Genomic DNA, 17,260 nt, shown 5'->3' with positions numbered 1-17,260 from the left:
GGTCGTCAGATGCAATCAATGTGGCGCTTGTTCGGCGGGCAGCGCCTCGATGATCACAAAGGCTTGAGCAAGCGGGAAATCGTCGGTGATTGTGAGGTGGATCGCCGCTTTGTGTCCTTGCGGCAGGATTTTGGCCAGCCGCGCGGCCGCCCCGCCGGTCAACGCCATGGTCGGTTTGCCACTAGGCAGGTTGACGACACCCATGTCGCGCCAGAACACACCTTGCGCCAGGCCGGTGCCGAGCGCCTTGGCGCAGGCTTCCTTGGCGGCGAAGCGCTTGGCATAGGAGGCGGCACGCGCGCCACGGCCCTCGGAGCGGGCCTGCTCGACCTCGGTGTAGATGCGCTGGATGAAACGCTGGCCATGCCGTTCCAGCGACTTTTCGATGCGTCTGATGTCGATCAGGTCACTGCCGATGCCGATGATCATTCAGCCGGAACTTCTCGTCCGCCGTGGCCGGCTTTGTGTGCCCGTTCGGCCATGCGCTTCCGGCGCTGCTCGCGAAAGGCGGTCATGCCCCAGCGGGTGATGCCGTAGAAGATGAGCCCGAAGACCAGCCCGAGCGGCACCGCGCCGATCAGCATCGGCTCCAGCACCGGGTGCCACAGTTTGGCAAACGACAGCGTGTGCATCATCTCACCAAGATGCGCAGGCGGTCCGTTCTTGGGCAGGCGTTCATGCAGGATCAGCTTCCCGACTTCCCAGGACGCCCCCCACAGCAGCGGGAAAGTCAGCGGATTGCCGAAGAATACCGCGCCGAGGGCGGCGGCCACCAGATTCCCGGCGATTACCCAGCAGAGCACGGCGGCGACGGCGAAATGGAAGCCGAGCGGGAAGAAGGAGGCGAACACGCCGGCCGCGACGCCGGCCGCCACTGCGTGCGGTGTCGCCTTCAGCCTGAGGATGCGCTTGGAGAAATACTGCAACGAGCGGGAAAACGAGCGGCGCGGCCATAGATAGGTACGCACCCGCTCCAACAGGCCATCAGGCTTGCGGCGTCGAAAAAGCACTCTGTTTCAATTCCCGTTCAGCAACGCCCCAACCATCCCAGGCCGGACGCGATAGGTCTATCTTGCGCTTCGAGGGCGCAGAAAGGCAACAACGACTTTAATATAGCGACTGCCTTGCCGCGGAACAACGAAACGCCGCCGCGCTGGTCTGCCGCAGTCCTGTAAAAGAGCGCTATTGGGGCGAAACTGAGGACAACCCCAGGTGAGAGGTTAGATGACGACGATAAGGCCGGCCGCGAAGACCACGCCGAGGCGGATAACTATTCCCGATACTCGCTGACTTCGACCAGATTGCCGTCCGGGTCGCGGAAATAGATCGACATCATTGGGCCGCGAGCGCCGGTACGTTCGACCGGACCGACTTCTATTGCCACGCCATTGGCCTCCAGGCTGCCACAGACCTCGGCGAGCGGCCTGGCGGCGACCAGACAGAAATCGCCGGACCCGGCCGTCGGCGTCCTGGCTTTCGGCTCAAAAGTGCGACCGACTTCATGCAGGTTGATCTTCTGCGACCCGAACAGCAGCGCCGTCGGCCGGTTCGGCTCGTCGAGACGTTTCAGGCCTAGCACGCGCTGATAGAACGTGCAGGTGGCCTCCACCGAGCGGACCGTCAGCACGAAATGATCGATACCGGCGATCATAGTGTTTTTCCCTTATGCATGTCGTTGCTCCAAAACCGCCGACATGATTGTAAAGTTGGTTGCTGGTGGTTGGTTTGAAGTTGCTCGAAAAGGCAGTCATGCTCAATTCAAGCACCACGACAAACCGGGACGGGTCACCGTACCACACCCCAAACGAGACATACCCATCGGCACCCTGCGCAGCATCGGAAAACAATCCGGACTGAAACTGAGGTGAGAACCATGCGGCAGTATATCGGACTTATCCATAAGGATGCTGAAAGCGACGTTGGCGTCTCTTTTCCTGATTTTCCCGGCCTGGTTACGGCGGGTGAAGACTTGGACGACGCCCGAGGCATGGCCGAAGAAGCCCTTGCCTTCCATATCCAAGGACCCGTTGAGCTGAGGCTCACGGCTATACGCGATCTGGTTTTCTCGCCAAGGCGGCGGAGAAGGCAATGCAGCAAGAGGCTGCCTGACTTTCATTGCGGAAGGTCCAGCGCACTGTTGGGCGAGATGCATTCCCTCAGATGTTGCGGCTGCCGGGCTTGATCGCCGGTATGGCGGCAAGTTCCGGCGGCAGGCGGTCGGCGGGATAGGCGGGCACTTCGTATTCGGCGAGCGCGATCAGCGGCACGCCGACATTGGTCTTGCCGGCCGAGCGGTCGATGATGCAGGCGGCGGCCACCACTTCGGCGCCGAGTTCACGCAGGCAGTCGATGGTCTCGCGGATCGAGAGGCCGGTGGTGACGATGTCCTCGACGATGACGACGCGCGAGCCCGGCGCAATCTCGAAGCGGCGCAGCCTGAACTCGCCGCCTTCGCGCTCGACCCAGATTGCGGGCACGCCGAGATGGCGCGACGTCTCGTAGGCCGGGATCAGACCGCCGATCGCCGGGCCGACGACGTAGTCGATCTTGCCCGGCACCGCCTTGCGGATCTTTTCGGCCAGCGCCTTGCACAGGCGCTCGGTCTTATCGGCATGCATGAAGACCCGCGCCTTCTGCAGGAAGATTGGGCTGCGCAGGCCTGACGTCAGGATGAAATGTCCCTCCAGAACAGCGCCCGCCTCGCGGAATATGCCCAGCACTTCGTCCGTGTTCATCCTGCCTGCCCCGAAAAACTAGTGGTTAGCCGTTGACGCGCCGCGCATCGCTGACGCTCGAATTGTCCTTGAGCTGCGACAGCAGCCGGTTGAGATGCTTCAGATCCCAGACTTCGAGATCGATCAGCATTTCGGTGAAGTCGGGCGCGGTGCGCACCATCGACAGCGTATGGATGTTGGCGTCGTTCGAGGCAACCACCTGGGCGATGTCGGCCAACGACCCTGGCGCGTTGATGGCGGTGACCGAGACGCGCGCCGGAAAGCGTTCCTTGGTCTGCTCGTCAATGTCCCAGCGCACGTCGATCCAGCGCTCCGGCTGGTCGTCGAAGGCCTGCAGCGCCGGCGACTGGATGGGATAGATGGTGATGCCGGTGCCGGGCTGGACGATGCCGACGATGCGGTCGCCGGGCACAGCTCCTTCCGGCGCGAAGCGCACCGGCAGGTCGCCTCGCACGCCGCGGATCGGCACAGCGCCATCGCGCGGCTGGTTCTTGTCCTTGCGCGCGGCTCGCGTACCGGGCATCTGGAACAGCATGCCGGCGGCGTTGCGGATCTTCGACCAGCCCTCCTCGCGCTGCTTGGGGGCACTGACGGTGACGCGCTCGTCCTTGTAGTCGGGAAAGACCGCCTTCATGACGTCGGTCGAGGCAAGCTCGCCACGCCCGACCGAGGCCAGCACATCCTCGATGTCCTTGCGCGCCAGCCGGTGCAGCACCGGCTTCAGGTTTTCCTTGGTGAAGGTCTTGCCGGCGCGTTCGAAAGCGCGCTCGAGGATACGGGCGCCGAGACCCGAATACTGCTTGCGGATGGCGTTCTTGGTGGCGCGGCGGATGGCGGAGCGCGCCTTGCCGGTGACAACAACCGATTCCCAGGCAGCGGGCGGCACCTGCGCCTTGGAACGGATGATCTCGACCTCGTCGCCGTTCTTGAGCTCGGTCATCAGCGGCATGATGCGGCCGTTGACCTTGGCGCCGACGCAGGTGTCGCCGACATCGGTGTGCACGGCATAGGCAAAATCGATGGGGGTAGCGCCGCGCGGCAGCGCGATCAGCATGCCTTTCGGCGTGAAGCAGAAGACCTGGTCCTGGAACAGCTCGAGCTTGGTGTTTTCGAGGAAATCTTCCGGGTTGTCGCCTTCGGCCAGTTGCTCGATGGTGCGCCGCAGCCAGGCATAGGCGTTGGTCTCTTTCGAGATCGTATGGGCCGCACCGTTGGTCTTGCCGCCGGTGTCCTTGTAGATCGAATGGGCGGCGACGCCATATTCGGCGATCTTGTTCATCTCGCGGGTGCGGATCTGCAGTTCGACGCGCTGGCGCGAGGGGCCGACGATTGTGGTGTGGATCGAGCGGTAATCGTTCTGCTTCGGCGTCGAGATGTAATCCTTGAAGCGGCCGGGCACCATCGACCATGTCGTGTGGATGGCGCCGAGCGCGCGATAGCAGTCTTCGACGCTGTCGACGACGACGCGGAAGCCGAAAATGTCGGAGAGCTGCTCGAAGGACAGCGCCTTGGCCTCCATCTTGCGGAACACCGACCACGGCTTCTTCTGCCGGCTCTTCACGCCGGCGTTGATCGCGTGCTTCTCGAACAGCGCCGACAGCGCCTTCTCAATGTCGGTCAGCACGCCCTTGTTGCGCTCGAATATCTCGGCAAGCCGCGCGGTGACGGCGCGATACGCTTCCGGATTGATGAAGCGGAAGGCGATCTCCTCCAGCTCCTCGCGCATGCCTTGCATGCCCATGCGCCCGGCGAGCGGCGCATAGATATCCATCGTCTCCTCGGCGATGCGCAGGCGCTTGGCCTCGGGCATGTGGTCGAGGGTGCGCATGTTGTGCAAACGGTCGGCGAGCTTGACCAGAAGGACGCGCACATCCTCCGAGATGGCCAGCAACAGCTTGCGCAGGTTCTCCGCCTGCTCGGCCTTCTTGGAGACGAGATCGAGCTTCTTCAGCTTGGTCAGACCCTCGACCAGTTTGCCCATTTCGGGGCCGAACAGATCGTCAATCTCGGCCCGCGTCGCGGTCGTGTCCTCGATCGTGTCGTGCAGCAGAGCGACGGCGATCGTCGCCTCGTCCATGTGCATTTCGGTGAGGATGGCGGCGACTTCGAGCGGATGGGAGAAATAGGGATCGCCGGACGCGCGCTTCTGGTGGCCATGCTTCTGCATGGCGTAGACATAGGCCTTGTTGAGCAACGCCTCGTTGACGTCAGGCTTGTAGCGCGCGACGCGCTCGACAAGCTCATACTGACGCATCATGGGCGGGTTCTCGCGGTGCTGAAATGATTGATGCGCCGCACTAGCGTACGGCGCATCTCATAGATAGCCACGAAACTGACGGGACGGAAGTGCCGGAACCATATTCCCGGCAGGTCCAGAGCGCCGCTTAGTAGTCGTCGCTCTTTTCTGGCGGTACCAGGCCTTCGATGCCGGCCAGCAAGTCTTCCTCGGTCATGCGATCGAAGGTGACGTTTTCTTCGGCGTCGTCAGCATCGGTTGCCGCGACTGCGCCGCCGGTCTGGTCGGCGATCGCCTCGCCGTCGGCTTCGGGCTCGTCGACCTCGACATGCTTCTGCAGCGAGTGGATCAGATCTTCCTTGAGGTCGTCGGGCGACAGCGTCTCATCGGCGATCTCACGCAGCGCCACGACCGGATTCTTGTCGTTGTCGCGCGGCACGGTGATCGGCGCGCCCTGGCTGATCTGGCGGGCGCGATGGCCGGCGAGCAGCACGAGCTCGAAGCGGTTGTCGACCTTGTCGATGCAGTCTTCAACGGTTACGCGGGCCATTGATTGCCCCTTTCATGCCTGGATTTGATGGAAAACAGGCGCGGTCCATAACCCGAACGCCGCCAAAATACAAGCATTATGGCACTGTGACCTCATGGGCCGACCAATACCGGTTTCGGGCGCCGATGAATGCCTTGCCGGCGAAGCTCGCCCACCGGCGACGATACGGCCCCGATCACAATTGCTTGCAGTCGGGCCAGGCACCCTTGGATTGCCGTAAAACTGGCGCTATCTCGGTTGACGAAAGGTCAGCCGGTTTATTTACGAGCCGACCGATATATCAGACCCATTTCGATTAGTCCGCCACCTATTTCGAAAAAGGAATATTGCCATGTTCGACCCCCGTGAAAAAATCGCTCTTTTCATCGACGGCGCCAATCTTTACGCCACCTCACGGGCACTTGGCTTCGACATAGACTACCGCAAACTGCTGTCGAGCTTTCAAAAGCGCGGCTATCTGCTGCGTGCTTACTACTACACCGCATTGGTCGAGGACCAGGAATACTCTTCGATACGGCCGCTGATCGACTGGCTCGACTATAATGGCTTCAAGGTGGTGACCAAGCCGGCCAAGGAATTCACCGACTCGACCGGCCGCCGCAAGATCAAGGGCAACATGGACATCGAGCTGACCGTCGATGCGCTCGAGCTTGCCGATGTCGTCGACCACTATGTCATCTTCTCCGGCGACGGCGATTTCCGCACGTTGGTCGAAGCGCTGCAACGGCGCGGCCGCAAGGTCTCGATCGTCTCCACCATGGCCTCGCAGCCGCCGATGATCTCGGACGATCTGCGCCGCCAGGCCGACCACTTCATCGACCTGACCTCGCTGAAGAACGAGGTCGGCCGCGATCCATCCGAGCGGCCGGTGCGCCGGTCCGAGCCGGCCGAGGTCGACGAGGAAGACTATTGAGAAGCGGTCGCCTTGAACGCCGCTTCCGAACCCGACCGCGACTGCCCACTCTGCCCGCGCCTGCATGATTTCATCGCAGACTGGCGGCAGCGCGAGCCATCCTGGTTCAATGCGCCGGTGCCGACCTTCCTGCCGCCAGAAGGCGACGGCGCCGTCGAGCTGCTGATCGTCGGGCTGGCGCCCGGACTGCGCGGCGCCAACCGCACCGGGCGGCCTTTCACCGGCGACTATGCCGGCGACCTGCTCTACTCCACACTGATCGCGCACGGCTTCGCGCGCGGCGAGTTCAAGGCGCGGCCCGACGACGGCTTGCTGCTGGTCGGCACCGCGATCACCAATGCGGTGCGCTGCGTGCCGCCAGAGAACAAGCCGGTCGGCGCCGAGATCGCCACCTGCCGCAGTTTTTTGGTGCCGACGATTGCGCGCTTCCCCAGGCTGCGTGCAGTGCTGGCGCTGGGTTCGATCGCTCACCAGTCGACGGTCAGGGCGCTGGGCCAGCGCGTCGCCGCCTATCCATTCAAACATGGCGGCCGGCTCGAGGCCGGCGCTGTTACACTGTTTTCCAGCTATCACTGCTCGCGCTACAACACCAACACCGGTGTTTTGACAGAGGCGATGTTCGTCAGGGTTTTCAGCGACATCGCCGCTTTCCTGCGGGGCTGAGGGCTGCCAAGTGTCGTCTCACACCGGCAGCAGCGCGTCCGGCTTCACATCCGATATCGACGCATAGGTGTGGGTTTCCCGCACACCCGGCAGCGGCAGGATCACGCGCTTCAAAAAATCCTGATAGGCGGCCATCTCGGAAATGCGCGCCTTCACCAGATAGTCGAAGCCGCCGACGACCATGTGGCACTCCAGCACTTCGGGGGCTTTCGCCACTGCCTCGGCGAAACGGTCGAACACATGCGGCGCCGCCTGGTCGAGCCTGACTTCGATGAAGACAAGCGTGCCCCGGCCGATCTTTTGCGGATTGAGCACGGCCCGGACGGCAGTGATGAACCCGTCACGAAACAGGCGCTTAACCCGCTGGCTGGCGCCGGTCGGCGACAGGCCGACTCGGGCTGCGAGATCGAGCGTGGTGCGGCGACCGTCCTCCTGCAGCAACCGCAGCAGGCTGCGGTCGATGGCATCAAGCTGATCGGATTCATGATTCACGTTCGTAGTGCCCCTGTTGTGTGATTTTCACTTCCAAATTGCGAAAACAGCATATTTTGTCGCACCATTTTCAACAATAGGCTGCGCTTTAAACGAGAGCCGCTAGAGGAAGAAACCTCCGCCGGTAGGATCCAACGGGATGAGAATGCGCGCGGCAGAGGACCGAAACACGAAGCCGGCAATTCTTGCCGGCCTGGCCATGATCGGCATTTACGCCTTGCAGTTCGTCGCCGCCCGGTTCAGCCTGCGGGAGCATCTGACGGCGACCGATCTCGCGACCTTGCGCTTTATCGGCGCCGGCATGGTCATGCTGCCGGTCGTCTGGAGAAGCGGCCTGGTGACCATCAAGGCATTGGGCTGGAGACGTGCCTTGACGCTGGCGGCGCTGGCCGGACTGCCCTACCCGATCATCATCAATTGGGGCCTGACCTATGCGCCCGCCGCGCATGGCGCGGCACTTTGCCCTGCCTCGATCGTGTTCTTCTCGTTCGTGCTGTCGCACATGTCTACGACTGATAAAGCCTCGCGCCAGCGAACCATCGGCGTCGCCGCCATCATCGCCGGGCTGATCCTTTTCATCGCGCCGGTGCGCCCCGGCAGCGGCGTGAAGGATGTCCTGTTCGGTGATCTTTTGTTCATCGCGTCGGGCGCAATGTTTGCCGCCTATGCCGTTCTCGTGCGGCGTTGGCGCGTCGATCCGGTGACGGCGACCGCAACGGTCGTGCTCCTGTCATGCGTGCCGCTGCCATCGCTCTATTTCTTTGCCCCAAGCGGGCTGCGCGCCGGATCAGTGGCCGAGATCGCCAGCCAGATCGTCATTCAAGGGTTTTTGGCAGGTGCGGCCGCCATGTTCCTCTACACCTATGTCGTCCGACAGCTGGGGTCGCAAACGGCATCGCTGTTCATGCCATGCGTGCCGATCGCAACTGTCCTGATCGCCATGACAGTGCTCGGCGAAACGCCGACCGGCACCCAGTTCGCCGCCATCGTGATCATGGCTGCGGGAATGGCCTTTTCGGCTGTTGCCAGACCTGCGGCCAAGACCGCCTGATTCAGGGCGATGGCGATGGTTGTGCAGATGGTGCAAACAACTCAGCCAGCGTTTGCTGCCCGCCCTGCAGCACATTGAGGTCGACATCGCCCTCGATGCCGTCGACGCGGCCCATATTATGGTACTGCCAGTAGATCCAGCCGTCCTCGCTCGGTTTGATCGCCAGCGAGCGTAGCCAGCGCGGCCGCACAGCTATCTGTTCGGCATAGGCGTCCTCAGCCTCGTCGGTCAGGTAGATGATCGCCGGCTTGCCGAACGCGGCTTCAACCGGCCCGAGGAAGGCCTGGAGTTCCGCGCCCAGCTGTTGCGGCGACGGGCGCTGCGGGCAATTGCCGCCGAATTCGATGTCGACGACCGGCGGCAGCAGCGGCTGGTCGTGCGGCACCACTGCAATGAAATTCTTCGCCTGGTCGGCGCCTGGCCGGCAGAAGGTGAAAAAGTGGTAGGCGCCGACCGCAAGGCCGGCCGCACGAGCCTCGCGCAGGTTTTTGGCAAAGGCATCGTCGACATGGTCGCCACCCTCAGTCGCCTTGATGATGGCGAAAGCGACGTCATCGGCCGCAACGCGCCGCCAGTCGATCTCGCGCTGATGATGGGAAACGTCGATGCCCCTGACCGGATAGCTGTCCCGATCCGGCGAGAAAGTCTGGAAATACAAGAAGCCGCCGGCCGCGATGAGGCCGGCAATGACCAGACTGGCCGCACCCCAAAGGATGATCCGGTTTCTCAAGACCATCCCCTGTTCATCGTCGTGGCTGATTGGTCGAAACCCTTGAAAGCCAAACCGTTGGCTTTTCTAAGGCTATTCTCCGAGGCCCCTCACCCACGCTCCTTGAGAAGCCGGCCCTTCTCGCGCGACCAGTCGCGCTGTTTTTCGGTTTCGCGCTTGTCGTGCAGTTTCTTGCCGCGGCCGACGGCGAGCAGCAGCTTGGCGCGGCCCTGGTCGTTGAAATAAATCTTCAGCGGCACCAGCGTCATGCCTTCGCGCTCAATGCTTTGTGACAGTTTTGCCATCTCGCGCTTGTTGAGCAGCAGCTTGCGGCGCCGGCGCGGCTCATGGTTGAAGCGGTTGGCTTGCAGATATTCCGGCAGATAGGAATTGATCAGCCAGATCTCGCCGCCTTCGACCGAGGCGTAACTGTCCTGGATGTTGGCCTGGCCCTGGCGCAAAGACTTGACCTCGGTGCCGGTCAGCACCAGGCCAGCCTCGACCGTGTCGAGCACCTCATAGGAAAACCGCGCCTTGCGGTTTTCCGCAACGGTCTTGTTGTTGGGATCGGCTTTTCTGACTTGATTCATGATGCGGAGAGGTGGCGCCTCATCCTCAATTTATCAAGCCGGCGTGCTTCATCGCCGCATCGATCTTCTCGGCGGTCGATGCCTCGATCGTCACCAGTGGCGAGCGCACAACGTTCTCGACCTTGCCAATCTTCGACAGCGCGTATTTGACGCCGCACAGGCCTGGCTCGAGGAAGATCGCCTTGTGCAGCGGCAACAGACGGTCCTGCAACTCCAGTGCCTTGGCGCTGTCGCCGGACAGCGTGGCCTCCTGGAATTCGGCGCATAGCCTGGGCGCGACATTCGACGTCACCGAGATACAGCCGACGCCGCCATGGGCGTTGAAGCCGAGCGCGGAGGCATCCTCGCCCGAAAGCTGGATGAAATCCTTGCCACAGGTGGCGCGCTGTTCGGATACACGCTCGACCTTGCCGGTGGCATCCTTGACGCCGACGATGTTCTTGAAGTCGTGCGCTAGCCGACCCATCGTGTCGGGCATCATGTCGATGACCGAGCGCGGAGGGATGTTGTAGATGATGATCGGCAGGCTGGTCGCCCTGGCGACGGCAGCGAAATGCTCGTAGAGCCCGCGCTGCGTCGGCTTGTTGTAATAGGGCGTGACGACCAAGGCCGCGTCGGCGCCCGCCTTTTCGGCATATTGCACCAGACCGACCGCTTCCGCGGTGTTGTTGGAGCCGGCGCCGGCGACGACAGGCACCCTGCCCTTGGCGACCTCGATGCAGACCTTGACGACATGGCGATGCTCGTCGTGCGACAGCGTCGGCGACTCGCCGGTGGTGCCGACCGGGACCAGCCCCGTGGTGCCCTCCGCGAGTTGCCACTCGACGAAGGCGCGAAAGGCTTTCTCGTCGAAACGCCCGCTCTTTTCGAACGGTGTCACGAGCGCAGTAAGCGAGCCTCTCAGCATGTCGTCCAACTCCTTGGGACTTTTCGGTTTCTTGGTGTGTTTTAGCGTCGGCGCCTTCTAGCCGAAAGCGAAGCCGCGCACCATAGTCTCGACACTGTTGCGCGGCAAGCATGCCGATGGTGCAGCGAGCGCAATTCGAACGGCCTCGATAACCCTTTGTTTACGGGCTCTTCACGACCTAAGTCTAGGCTCTCAGGCACCTGGGCTTGCCATTTAAAGTGCCGCAACAGGGAAAGATCAGGATCATGCCGGCCAGTCGGCCCCGCCGCTTCGTATTGCTTGGGGCCTTTGCCCTGCTGATAGCAGGGACGGCTGCAAACGAGAGCGTCGATGAGCAGACGACCTCGTCGATCCCGATGCCTGGCCTGCAGGACGGCGCGCAGATTGATGCGCCCTCCGCCAGTATCGTCGTGTTGAAAGGCGGTCTCGACGCGTTGGCGACCGGCGATACTGCCGCGGCACGAGCCGTACGCGAGACATTGCCGGCCAATTCGCTCGACCGCCACATCCTTGCCTGGGCGATCGCGCTCTATGGCGGCGACCGTGTGCCGAGCAGCGAGATTGCCGATACCGCAAAGATGTTGCCGACCTGGCCGGGCACCATCGCTCTGCGCAAGAACAGCGAACGCGCGCTCTACCGTGAAAGCCCGTCGCCGCAGACCGTGGTGAAAGCCTTTGACGGCAGCCAACCGCTGACCTTTGAAGGCGTGGTGATCTTGGCCCGATCCTATGTGGCGCTGGGCAACGCCAAGGCCGCTCTTTCAGTTTTGTCACCGTTCTGGCGCACCGAAAAACTGGACGCGAAGGATGAGGCGTCCGTCATCAAGGAGTTTGGCGCCATCATCCCGGCTGCCGACCATCGTTTCCGCATGGAACGGATGTTTTATGCAGACCGGGAGAATTCGGCGCTGCGGGTCGCAGGACTTGCCGGCGCGCAACCGCTGGCCGATGCCTGGGCCGCCGCCTCGCGTGGTGACAAGACCACGGCCAAACTGTTGAAGGCAGTGCCTGCGGCTCAGCAATCGGCCGGCTATTTCTTCGCGCAAGCCGAATATCTGCGCAAGCAGCGGAAGTTTGCGGACGCAGCCGCAGTGGTGATGAAAGCGCCAACCGATCGCGACACGCTGGTCGATCCCGACGCCTGGTGGGTCGAGCGCCGCGTGCTGTCGCGCGCACTGGTCGACCAGGGCGACTGGAAGACTGCCTACAAGATCGTTGCCGCGCATGCCGCCGAAAGCCCCGTCAGTGCGGCCGAGGCTGAATTCCACGCCGGCTGGTATGCGCTGCGCGGCCTCAACGATCCCGCGACGGCCTCGACCCATTTTGCCCGCATCGCCGGCCTCGCGCAGGGGCCGATGTCTCTGTCGCGCGCCTATTACTGGCTTGGCCGCGCAGCGGAAGTCGGCGGCCCCGGCGATGCAAAGACCTATTTCACCGAGGCGGCCGCCTATGGCACCACTTTCTACGGACAGTTGGCGGCGGAACGGGTTGGTCTGCGCACGCTGAACATCGTCTATCCCGAGCCAAGCACCGCAGACCGCCAAAGCTTTGACGGACGCGAAGCAGTCAGCGCCATCAAGCGGCTGCAGGAGGCGGGCTATGACCGCTATGCCGAGACACTCTACCGCGACCTCGCCGGACAGTTGACCAGCCCCGGCGAACTGGCGCTGCTGGCCGTGCTGGCGGAAAAGCAGGGCAACCATTTCATGGCGCTGAAGGTCGGCAAGATCGCCGGCGCGCGCGGCATCGATGTCGGCGCGCTGTCGCATCCGCTGGGCGTCATTCCCGACACCGCCGACATTTCCGGCTCGGGCAAGGCGCTGGCCTATGCCATCGCCCGCCAGGAGAGCGAGTTCAATGTCGGCGCCGTCTCCAGCGCCGGCGCGCGCGGCCTGCTGCAGCTGATGCCGGGCACCGCAAAACAATTGGCCAAGAAGGCCGGGCTAACGTTTTCGCAGGATCGGCTGACCAGCGATGCCGGCTACAATGCGACGCTGGGCGCGGCCTTCCTCGGCGAGCAGCTCGACCGCTTCGGCGGCTCCTATGTGCTGACCTTCGCCGGCTACAATGCCGGCCCCAACCGCGCCAGCCAATGGGTGGCCAAATATGGCGACCCGCGCGGCAAGGGCATCGACGTCGTCGTCGACTGGATCGAGCGGATTCCCTACACGGAAACAAGAAGCTACGTTCAGCGCGTGATGGAGAATTACGAAGTCTACAAGATGCGCATTTCTGGGAAGTACGACATTGTTGGTGATCTGGTGAACGGGCGGAGCTGAAGGCCCTTCCCATTCTCCCTTGTGGGGTGAGCAGCCGGTTCGCCGAAGGCGAATTCATCGTGCCGGTGGCACGATGAAAGGCCGGCGAACGCCGGGACGCTGCGGAGCAGCGGGGACCCGGCAGGTGGATCGGGCCACCACCCAGCCCTTCGCAGGCTCAGGGCGTTCGAAGCTCTCAAAGCCAAGCAATTGGCTTTTCGTCCGCTAACGCGGACCGCTTCTCACCCCACAAGGGGGGAAGGGAAGACCTTATTTGACCGCTCCCACCCTCACCTGTAGCAGTCGGAGACGATCCGACCAGGGAACCCCTTCAGATGTCGAGCAGCGACGGCTTTTCCGACTTTTTCTACACCGCGCCGGACGGGCTCAGGCTTCACGCCCGCGCCTATGGCGAGACAAACTCGGGAACATGGCCGGTCGTCTGCCTGCCTGGGCTGACCCGCAACGCGCGCGATTTTCATGAGCTGGCGCTCTATCTGTCGCGGCGGGCCAACCATCCGCGCAAGGTCATCGCCTTCGACTATCGCGGCCGCGGCCAGTCGGCCTACGATCCTGAAATCGGCCACTACAATGTCGGCATCGAGGCCGGCGACATTCTCGCCGGGCTCGCGGCGCTCGACATCGCGGAAGCGGCCTTCATCGGCACGTCGCGCGGCGGGCTGATCATCCATGTGCTCGGCGCGCTGCGGCCAGCCGTGCTGAAAGCCATTGTGCTGAACGACATTGGCCCGGTGATCGAAGCGAATGGGCTCGCTCATATCCGCACCTATCTCGATCCCTCGCCGAAACCGAAGAGCCGCGCTGAGGCGGTCCATGCGCAATGCGTAGCGCATGGCGCGGATTTTCCCGCCTTCACCGAGGCGGATTGGAAGCGGATGGTGTCGGCTCTCTATCGCGAGACGGATCAGGGGCTGCTGCCGGATTTCGACCCGCGGCTGGTCGAGACACTGGCCGGCCTCGACCCCAGCAAGCCGCTGCCGGATCTGTGGCCGCAGTTCGAAGCGCTGGCGGCCATACCGCTGCTTGCCATACGTGGCGCCAACTCGAAACTTTTGTCGGTGGAGACGTTCGAAGAGATGGGCAAGCGCCATCCCGGCCTGGAAACGATCACGGTCGACGGCCAGGGCCACGCGCCCTTCCTGGAGACAGGCGATCTGCCCGGCGCCATCGCGGCTTTCCTGGACAAGGCGGAAAACACGGCTCGAACAAAGTAAAACCCCAAGATCAAATATGATCCTGGGGTCATCTTTTCAGTATATGAGTGACTCGATGAAACTATTTGGCTTTCGAGCTTTTCCTGGGCGCCTTGGCCGGTTTCGCCGCGGTCGCTTCGCCCTTTTGCGTCGGCGCTGCCGCTGAAACGGTGGTCAGCGGAGATGCGAAGGCCGAGCTTTCGCCTGACAGGCCCTCGCCGCGCGGCGTCTCCAGCACGACGACGCAACCGTCGAGATCGTTGGTGGCCAGGTGCGCATAGCGCATGGTCATCGAAAGCGTCTGGTGGCCGAGCCACATCTGCACGCGGCGGATGTCGATGCCACCCTGGACCAGACGCGAGGCGCAGGTGTGGCGCAAAATATGCGGCACGACCTGGTCGTCAGCGCCGAGGCCAACTTCGGCCTTGGCATCATTCCAGATGGCGCGAAACTGCGCCTGGCTGAGTTTTGTGAACGGACCCTTGGGCCTGCGACCCTCTGAAGGTGGCAGCTTGATCACCTCTTTGACCCGTTCGGTCATCGGAATGGTGCGGCTGCGGCCGGATTTGGTAATCCAGAACGAGACGCGATGTTCCTGGATGTCGTTCCAGATCAGTCCGAGCGCCTCGCCGAGGCGGCAGCCGGTGTCGACGAGAAAGACCGAGAGACGATAGGCATCCTCATTGCGGCTCTTGATGGCAGCGAACAACCTTGCCTCTTCGTCCCTTTCGAGGAAACGAATCCGTCCCGCCCGCTCCTTCTGGCGGCGGAACTCGGGCAGGCTGTGGATATCCCCCATCTTGTAAGCCTTGCGCAGCAGTTTGCTGAGGGCAGCCATCTTTCGATTGATGGTTGCGTTGCTGTTGCCGCGCTGGCGCAAGGTGCCGATAAGGTTGTCCAGGGTGCTCTGGTCGAAGGCGCTAAACCGTTCTCCGAGGAGAATCTCGTCTATTTCGCCGATGAAGGAGCTGACATTGTACTTATGCCGCCCATCATCCCAGAGTATGTCTCGGTATGCTGAAAAAAGCTCTCCGACCCTGTGCGACTTTACTTCTCTGATCTTGTTGTAGCTGTATTTTATCTTCGAGGTTTGAGAAGAGAACATTGAGAAATGTTCGGAGGGATCACCCTCTTGTATCGCTTCGATGGTCATCAAATGCCACACCCCCGAGTGGATAGAGTCAGACCTACCCGCTTGGAAGCGTCCTTTCAAGAGATTTAATCACGCAGTTGTGAATTCATCCGCCCATCAGCGGATCCCACGAACTCACCCTTACGGACTGTTCAGCTGCCGATTCCCCCTGTTCCTTCTGCTTGTCTTGACCCAGTCACGAAACAAAACAGCCCGGGCGTTGAAGCGCCCGGGCTGGTATTCACCTGTCTAAAGCCAGCCCTTAGAACGAGCGCTGGAAGCGGAGCATGCCACCGATGGCGTCGTCGCCATCAGTAATATTGGTCCAGTTGTGGTTCAGGCCATCGGTGCTGTCGATCGAACCTGCATTGACGTAGTCGACTTCGGCCGTGACCGTCAGGCCCGGGACAACATCGTAAGCGACGTTGGCTGCGATGCCGAGGTTCTCACCTTCGTCATACGAGACCTGGACGTTGAACGAGGTCTTCTCGTTGATGGTGTAGGTGCCACCACCCCAGACTGCCCAGTTGCCGTCCCACTGCTTGTAGAAGCCGCGACCACCAGCCGGGAAGGCATAGGTCCCATCCGTCAGGTTGTCGTCGGTGCCGTAACCGCCCATGATGAAGAGCGACAGGTTCTGCATCGGGGTGATGTCCAAACGAACCTTGCCAGCGACTTCTTCATAGTTGCTGTCGTAGGCGATGACGCCGGTGATGGCGCCCCAGCCCTGCGTGTACTTCACGCCGCCGACGACATGCGGAACATAGCTGTCGATGGTGCCGACGCCGTAGGCACCAGCAGTGCCGCCGCCCGAGCCTTCTTCGAGCGAGATCACGGCCGAGAAACCGTTGCCGGCGTCGAAGTAGTACTGGACGACGTTGGTGTCGAAATCGCCGTAGGGAACGAGCGTATCCTGGATGACGTTGCCGGCGTAGCCGATGAACGTGTTGAAGGCCGATTCGTCCTTACCGACGCGCAGGCCACCGAGCTGAATCCACGCGAAGTTCAGCGAAGCACCGGTGTTGCCAGCAGGATTGACGGCATTGGCCGCGGGGAGCGGACCCGTGCCATCGGGATCAACGAGTGCGCCCGCATCACGGTTGTTGTTCTGGAAGTTGAAGCGGGTCTCGGTGTAGGTCTTCAGGGTGCCGAGCTCGGTTTCCTGGCCGGTCCAGGTCTTCAGCGAGAAGCGGGCCTTCTTGTAGAAGGTGTCGTTGCTGCCGCCGTCCTCAACATCGGCGGACGTCGCACCATCGAACGAGCCGACGTCGCCGACGCCGATGTCGTAACGGACATAGCCGCCGATGCGCAGGCAGGTTTCGGTGCCGGGGATGTAGAAGTAGCCCGAGCCGTAAACGTCGCAAATCTTGACGTATTCAGCCGGTTCCGGCTCGGCGACGACGACGGCGTCGGCGGCGCGCGCACCGGAAACTGCGATCAGGGCCGCAGCGGAGCCGAGAAGAAGGCTCTTGATGTTCATTTTCTGACCTCCAGTCAAAAGTTAAAAAACGGGTCTGGGTATTCTTTGCTGAAGGACAGCGTTCCCTGCCCCATCCCCACTACCGAAAAAGATGCGCACCGCGCCGCTCCTTCGAATTCGACATTACCCATGAGGCGGCGGCGTTCAACCACGATCGTACCGGCAAAAGGGCTGACCGGACGCTATCCCCCGGCGTTGTTGCACAAATGACACGATTTGGCCTCAGTCAGAAAGCTCTCATTAACCATCGAAGGGCCCGGAAGCCTTGGCCTGGGCCTCGCAATACGGCCGAATCCGGCGATGGCCGGCCGAAATTGCGGCTCCGTTGCC

18 protein-coding genes and 1 pseudogene are annotated in these 17,260 nt (G+C 62.2%); 7 read left to right on the top strand and 12 right to left on the bottom strand.

Annotated elements, in window-relative coordinates; all coding sequences use genetic code 11:
• Window positions 1–15: 15 nt before the first annotated feature.
• The 3 genes from acpS to JQK88_RS08625 all read right to left on the bottom strand — a co-directional run bounded on the left by acpS (window position 16) and on the right by JQK88_RS08625 (window position 1,651).
• A complete protein-coding gene (gene acpS / locus JQK88_RS08635; protein ID WP_192256703.1) occupies window positions 16–429 on the bottom strand; it encodes a holo-ACP synthase in 414 nt (137 codons plus the stop codon).
• Window positions 426–1,010 (bottom strand): DUF2062 domain-containing protein, encoded by a 585-nt coding sequence (locus JQK88_RS08630; RefSeq protein WP_192256701.1) that lies wholly within the window; start codon window positions 1,008–1,010, stop codon window positions 426–428. The genes acpS and JQK88_RS08630 overlap by 4 nt, the downstream gene beginning before the upstream one ends.
• 260 nt (window positions 1,011–1,270) lie before the next feature.
• On the bottom strand, window positions 1,271–1,651 hold the full coding sequence (locus JQK88_RS08625; protein ID WP_192256699.1) for a VOC family protein: 381 nt from the start codon (window positions 1,649–1,651) through the stop codon (window positions 1,271–1,273).
• A 43-nt stretch (window positions 1,652–1,694) separates the two neighbouring features.
• On the opposite strand from JQK88_RS08625, the gene JQK88_RS08620 reads away from it, so the two are divergent.
• Together JQK88_RS08620 and JQK88_RS37135 are read left to right on the top strand one after the other, a co-directional pair.
• Entirely contained in the window at window positions 1,695–1,868 is a 174-nt protein-coding gene (locus JQK88_RS08620; RefSeq protein WP_192256870.1) for a type II toxin-antitoxin system HicA family toxin, read from the top strand.
• A 5-nt stretch (window positions 1,869–1,873) separates the two neighbouring features.
• Window positions 1,874–2,032, top strand: a pseudogene (locus tag JQK88_RS37135) (type II toxin-antitoxin system HicB family antitoxin); the annotation flags it as partial.
• 124 nt (window positions 2,033–2,156) lie between these two features.
• Here the strand turns inward: JQK88_RS37135 and pyrE are convergent.
• From pyrE to rpoZ, 3 genes are all read right to left on the bottom strand, one after another.
• Window positions 2,157–2,735, bottom strand: a complete 579-nt coding sequence (pyrE, locus tag JQK88_RS08610; protein ID WP_192256695.1) for an orotate phosphoribosyltransferase — start codon at window positions 2,733–2,735, stop codon at window positions 2,157–2,159.
• Window positions 2,736–2,760: 25 nt separating this feature from the next.
• Complete coding sequence (locus JQK88_RS08605) at window positions 2,761–4,992, bottom strand: RelA/SpoT family protein (RefSeq protein ID WP_192256693.1); 2,232 nt, start codon at window positions 4,990–4,992, stop codon at window positions 2,761–2,763.
• A gap of 127 nt (window positions 4,993–5,119) precedes the next feature.
• Entirely contained in the window at window positions 5,120–5,521 is a 402-nt protein-coding gene (gene rpoZ / locus JQK88_RS08600) for a DNA-directed RNA polymerase subunit omega (protein WP_027045279.1), read from the bottom strand.
• 331 nt (window positions 5,522–5,852) lie between these two features.
• Between rpoZ and JQK88_RS08595 the strand changes: the two genes are divergently transcribed.
• Window positions 5,853–6,434, top strand: a complete 582-nt coding sequence (locus JQK88_RS08595) for a LabA-like NYN domain-containing protein (protein ID WP_192256691.1) — start codon at window positions 5,853–5,855, stop codon at window positions 6,432–6,434.
• Window positions 6,435–6,446: 12 nt separating this feature from the next.
• A complete protein-coding gene (locus JQK88_RS08590) occupies window positions 6,447–7,097 on the top strand; it encodes a uracil-DNA glycosylase (protein ID WP_203278058.1) in 651 nt (216 codons plus the stop codon).
• A gap of 18 nt (window positions 7,098–7,115) precedes the next feature.
• Here JQK88_RS08590 and JQK88_RS08585 read toward each other — a convergent pair whose 3' ends face one another.
• Window positions 7,116–7,589, bottom strand: a complete 474-nt coding sequence (locus JQK88_RS08585; protein WP_142867694.1) for an Lrp/AsnC family transcriptional regulator — start codon at window positions 7,587–7,589, stop codon at window positions 7,116–7,118.
• Window positions 7,590–7,728: 139 nt separating this feature from the next.
• Here JQK88_RS08585 and JQK88_RS08580 point away from each other — a divergent pair, with 139 nt between their 5' ends.
• Window positions 7,729–8,640 (top strand): DMT family transporter, encoded by a 912-nt coding sequence (locus JQK88_RS08580; protein WP_246749777.1) that lies wholly within the window; start codon window positions 7,729–7,731, stop codon window positions 8,638–8,640.
• Window position 8,641: 1 nt separating this feature from the next.
• On the opposite strand, the gene JQK88_RS08575 is transcribed toward JQK88_RS08580, so the two are convergent.
• The 3 genes from JQK88_RS08575 to dapA all read right to left on the bottom strand — a co-directional run bounded on the left by JQK88_RS08575 (window position 8,642) and on the right by dapA (window position 10,846).
• The gene (locus JQK88_RS08575; protein ID WP_203278057.1) at window positions 8,642–9,370 is read right to left on the bottom strand and encodes a glycoside hydrolase family 25 protein; all 729 of its coding nucleotides are present in this window, start codon (window positions 9,368–9,370) and stop codon (window positions 8,642–8,644) included.
• An 89-nt stretch (window positions 9,371–9,459) separates the two neighbouring features.
• Window positions 9,460–9,939, bottom strand: coding sequence for an SsrA-binding protein SmpB (gene smpB, locus JQK88_RS08570; protein WP_025583626.1), 480 nt, complete (start codon window positions 9,937–9,939; stop codon window positions 9,460–9,462).
• Window positions 9,940–9,964: 25 nt separating this feature from the next.
• Window positions 9,965–10,846: a 4-hydroxy-tetrahydrodipicolinate synthase gene (gene dapA / locus JQK88_RS08565; RefSeq protein WP_112560720.1), complete on the bottom strand. Its 882-nt coding sequence runs from the start codon at window positions 10,844–10,846 to the stop codon at window positions 9,965–9,967.
• A 245-nt stretch (window positions 10,847–11,091) separates the two neighbouring features.
• Between dapA and JQK88_RS08560 the strand changes: the two genes are divergently transcribed.
• The gene (locus tag JQK88_RS08560) at window positions 11,092–13,125 is read left to right on the top strand and encodes a lytic transglycosylase domain-containing protein (RefSeq protein WP_203278056.1); all 2,034 of its coding nucleotides are present in this window, start codon (window positions 11,092–11,094) and stop codon (window positions 13,123–13,125) included.
• Between the two features lie 314 nt (window positions 13,126–13,439).
• Complete coding sequence (locus JQK88_RS08555) at window positions 13,440–14,339, top strand: alpha/beta fold hydrolase (RefSeq protein ID WP_203278055.1); 900 nt, start codon at window positions 13,440–13,442, stop codon at window positions 14,337–14,339.
• A 61-nt stretch (window positions 14,340–14,400) separates the two neighbouring features.
• Here the strand turns inward: JQK88_RS08555 and JQK88_RS08550 are convergent, their stop codons facing one another.
• Entirely contained in the window at window positions 14,401–15,423 is a 1,023-nt protein-coding gene (locus JQK88_RS08550; RefSeq protein ID WP_246749776.1) for a tyrosine-type recombinase/integrase, read from the bottom strand.
• Between the two features lie 289 nt (window positions 15,424–15,712).
• A complete protein-coding gene (locus JQK88_RS08545; RefSeq protein WP_203278053.1) occupies window positions 15,713–16,930 on the bottom strand; it encodes a porin in 1,218 nt (405 codons plus the stop codon).
• Window positions 16,931–17,260 lie beyond the last annotated feature (330 nt).

This window comes from Mesorhizobium caraganae, assembly GCF_016836705.1.
Classification (GTDB): Bacteria; Pseudomonadota; Alphaproteobacteria; order Rhizobiales; family Rhizobiaceae; genus Mesorhizobium; species Mesorhizobium caraganae.
This window is presented reverse-complemented; position numbering and strand designations above follow the sequence as displayed.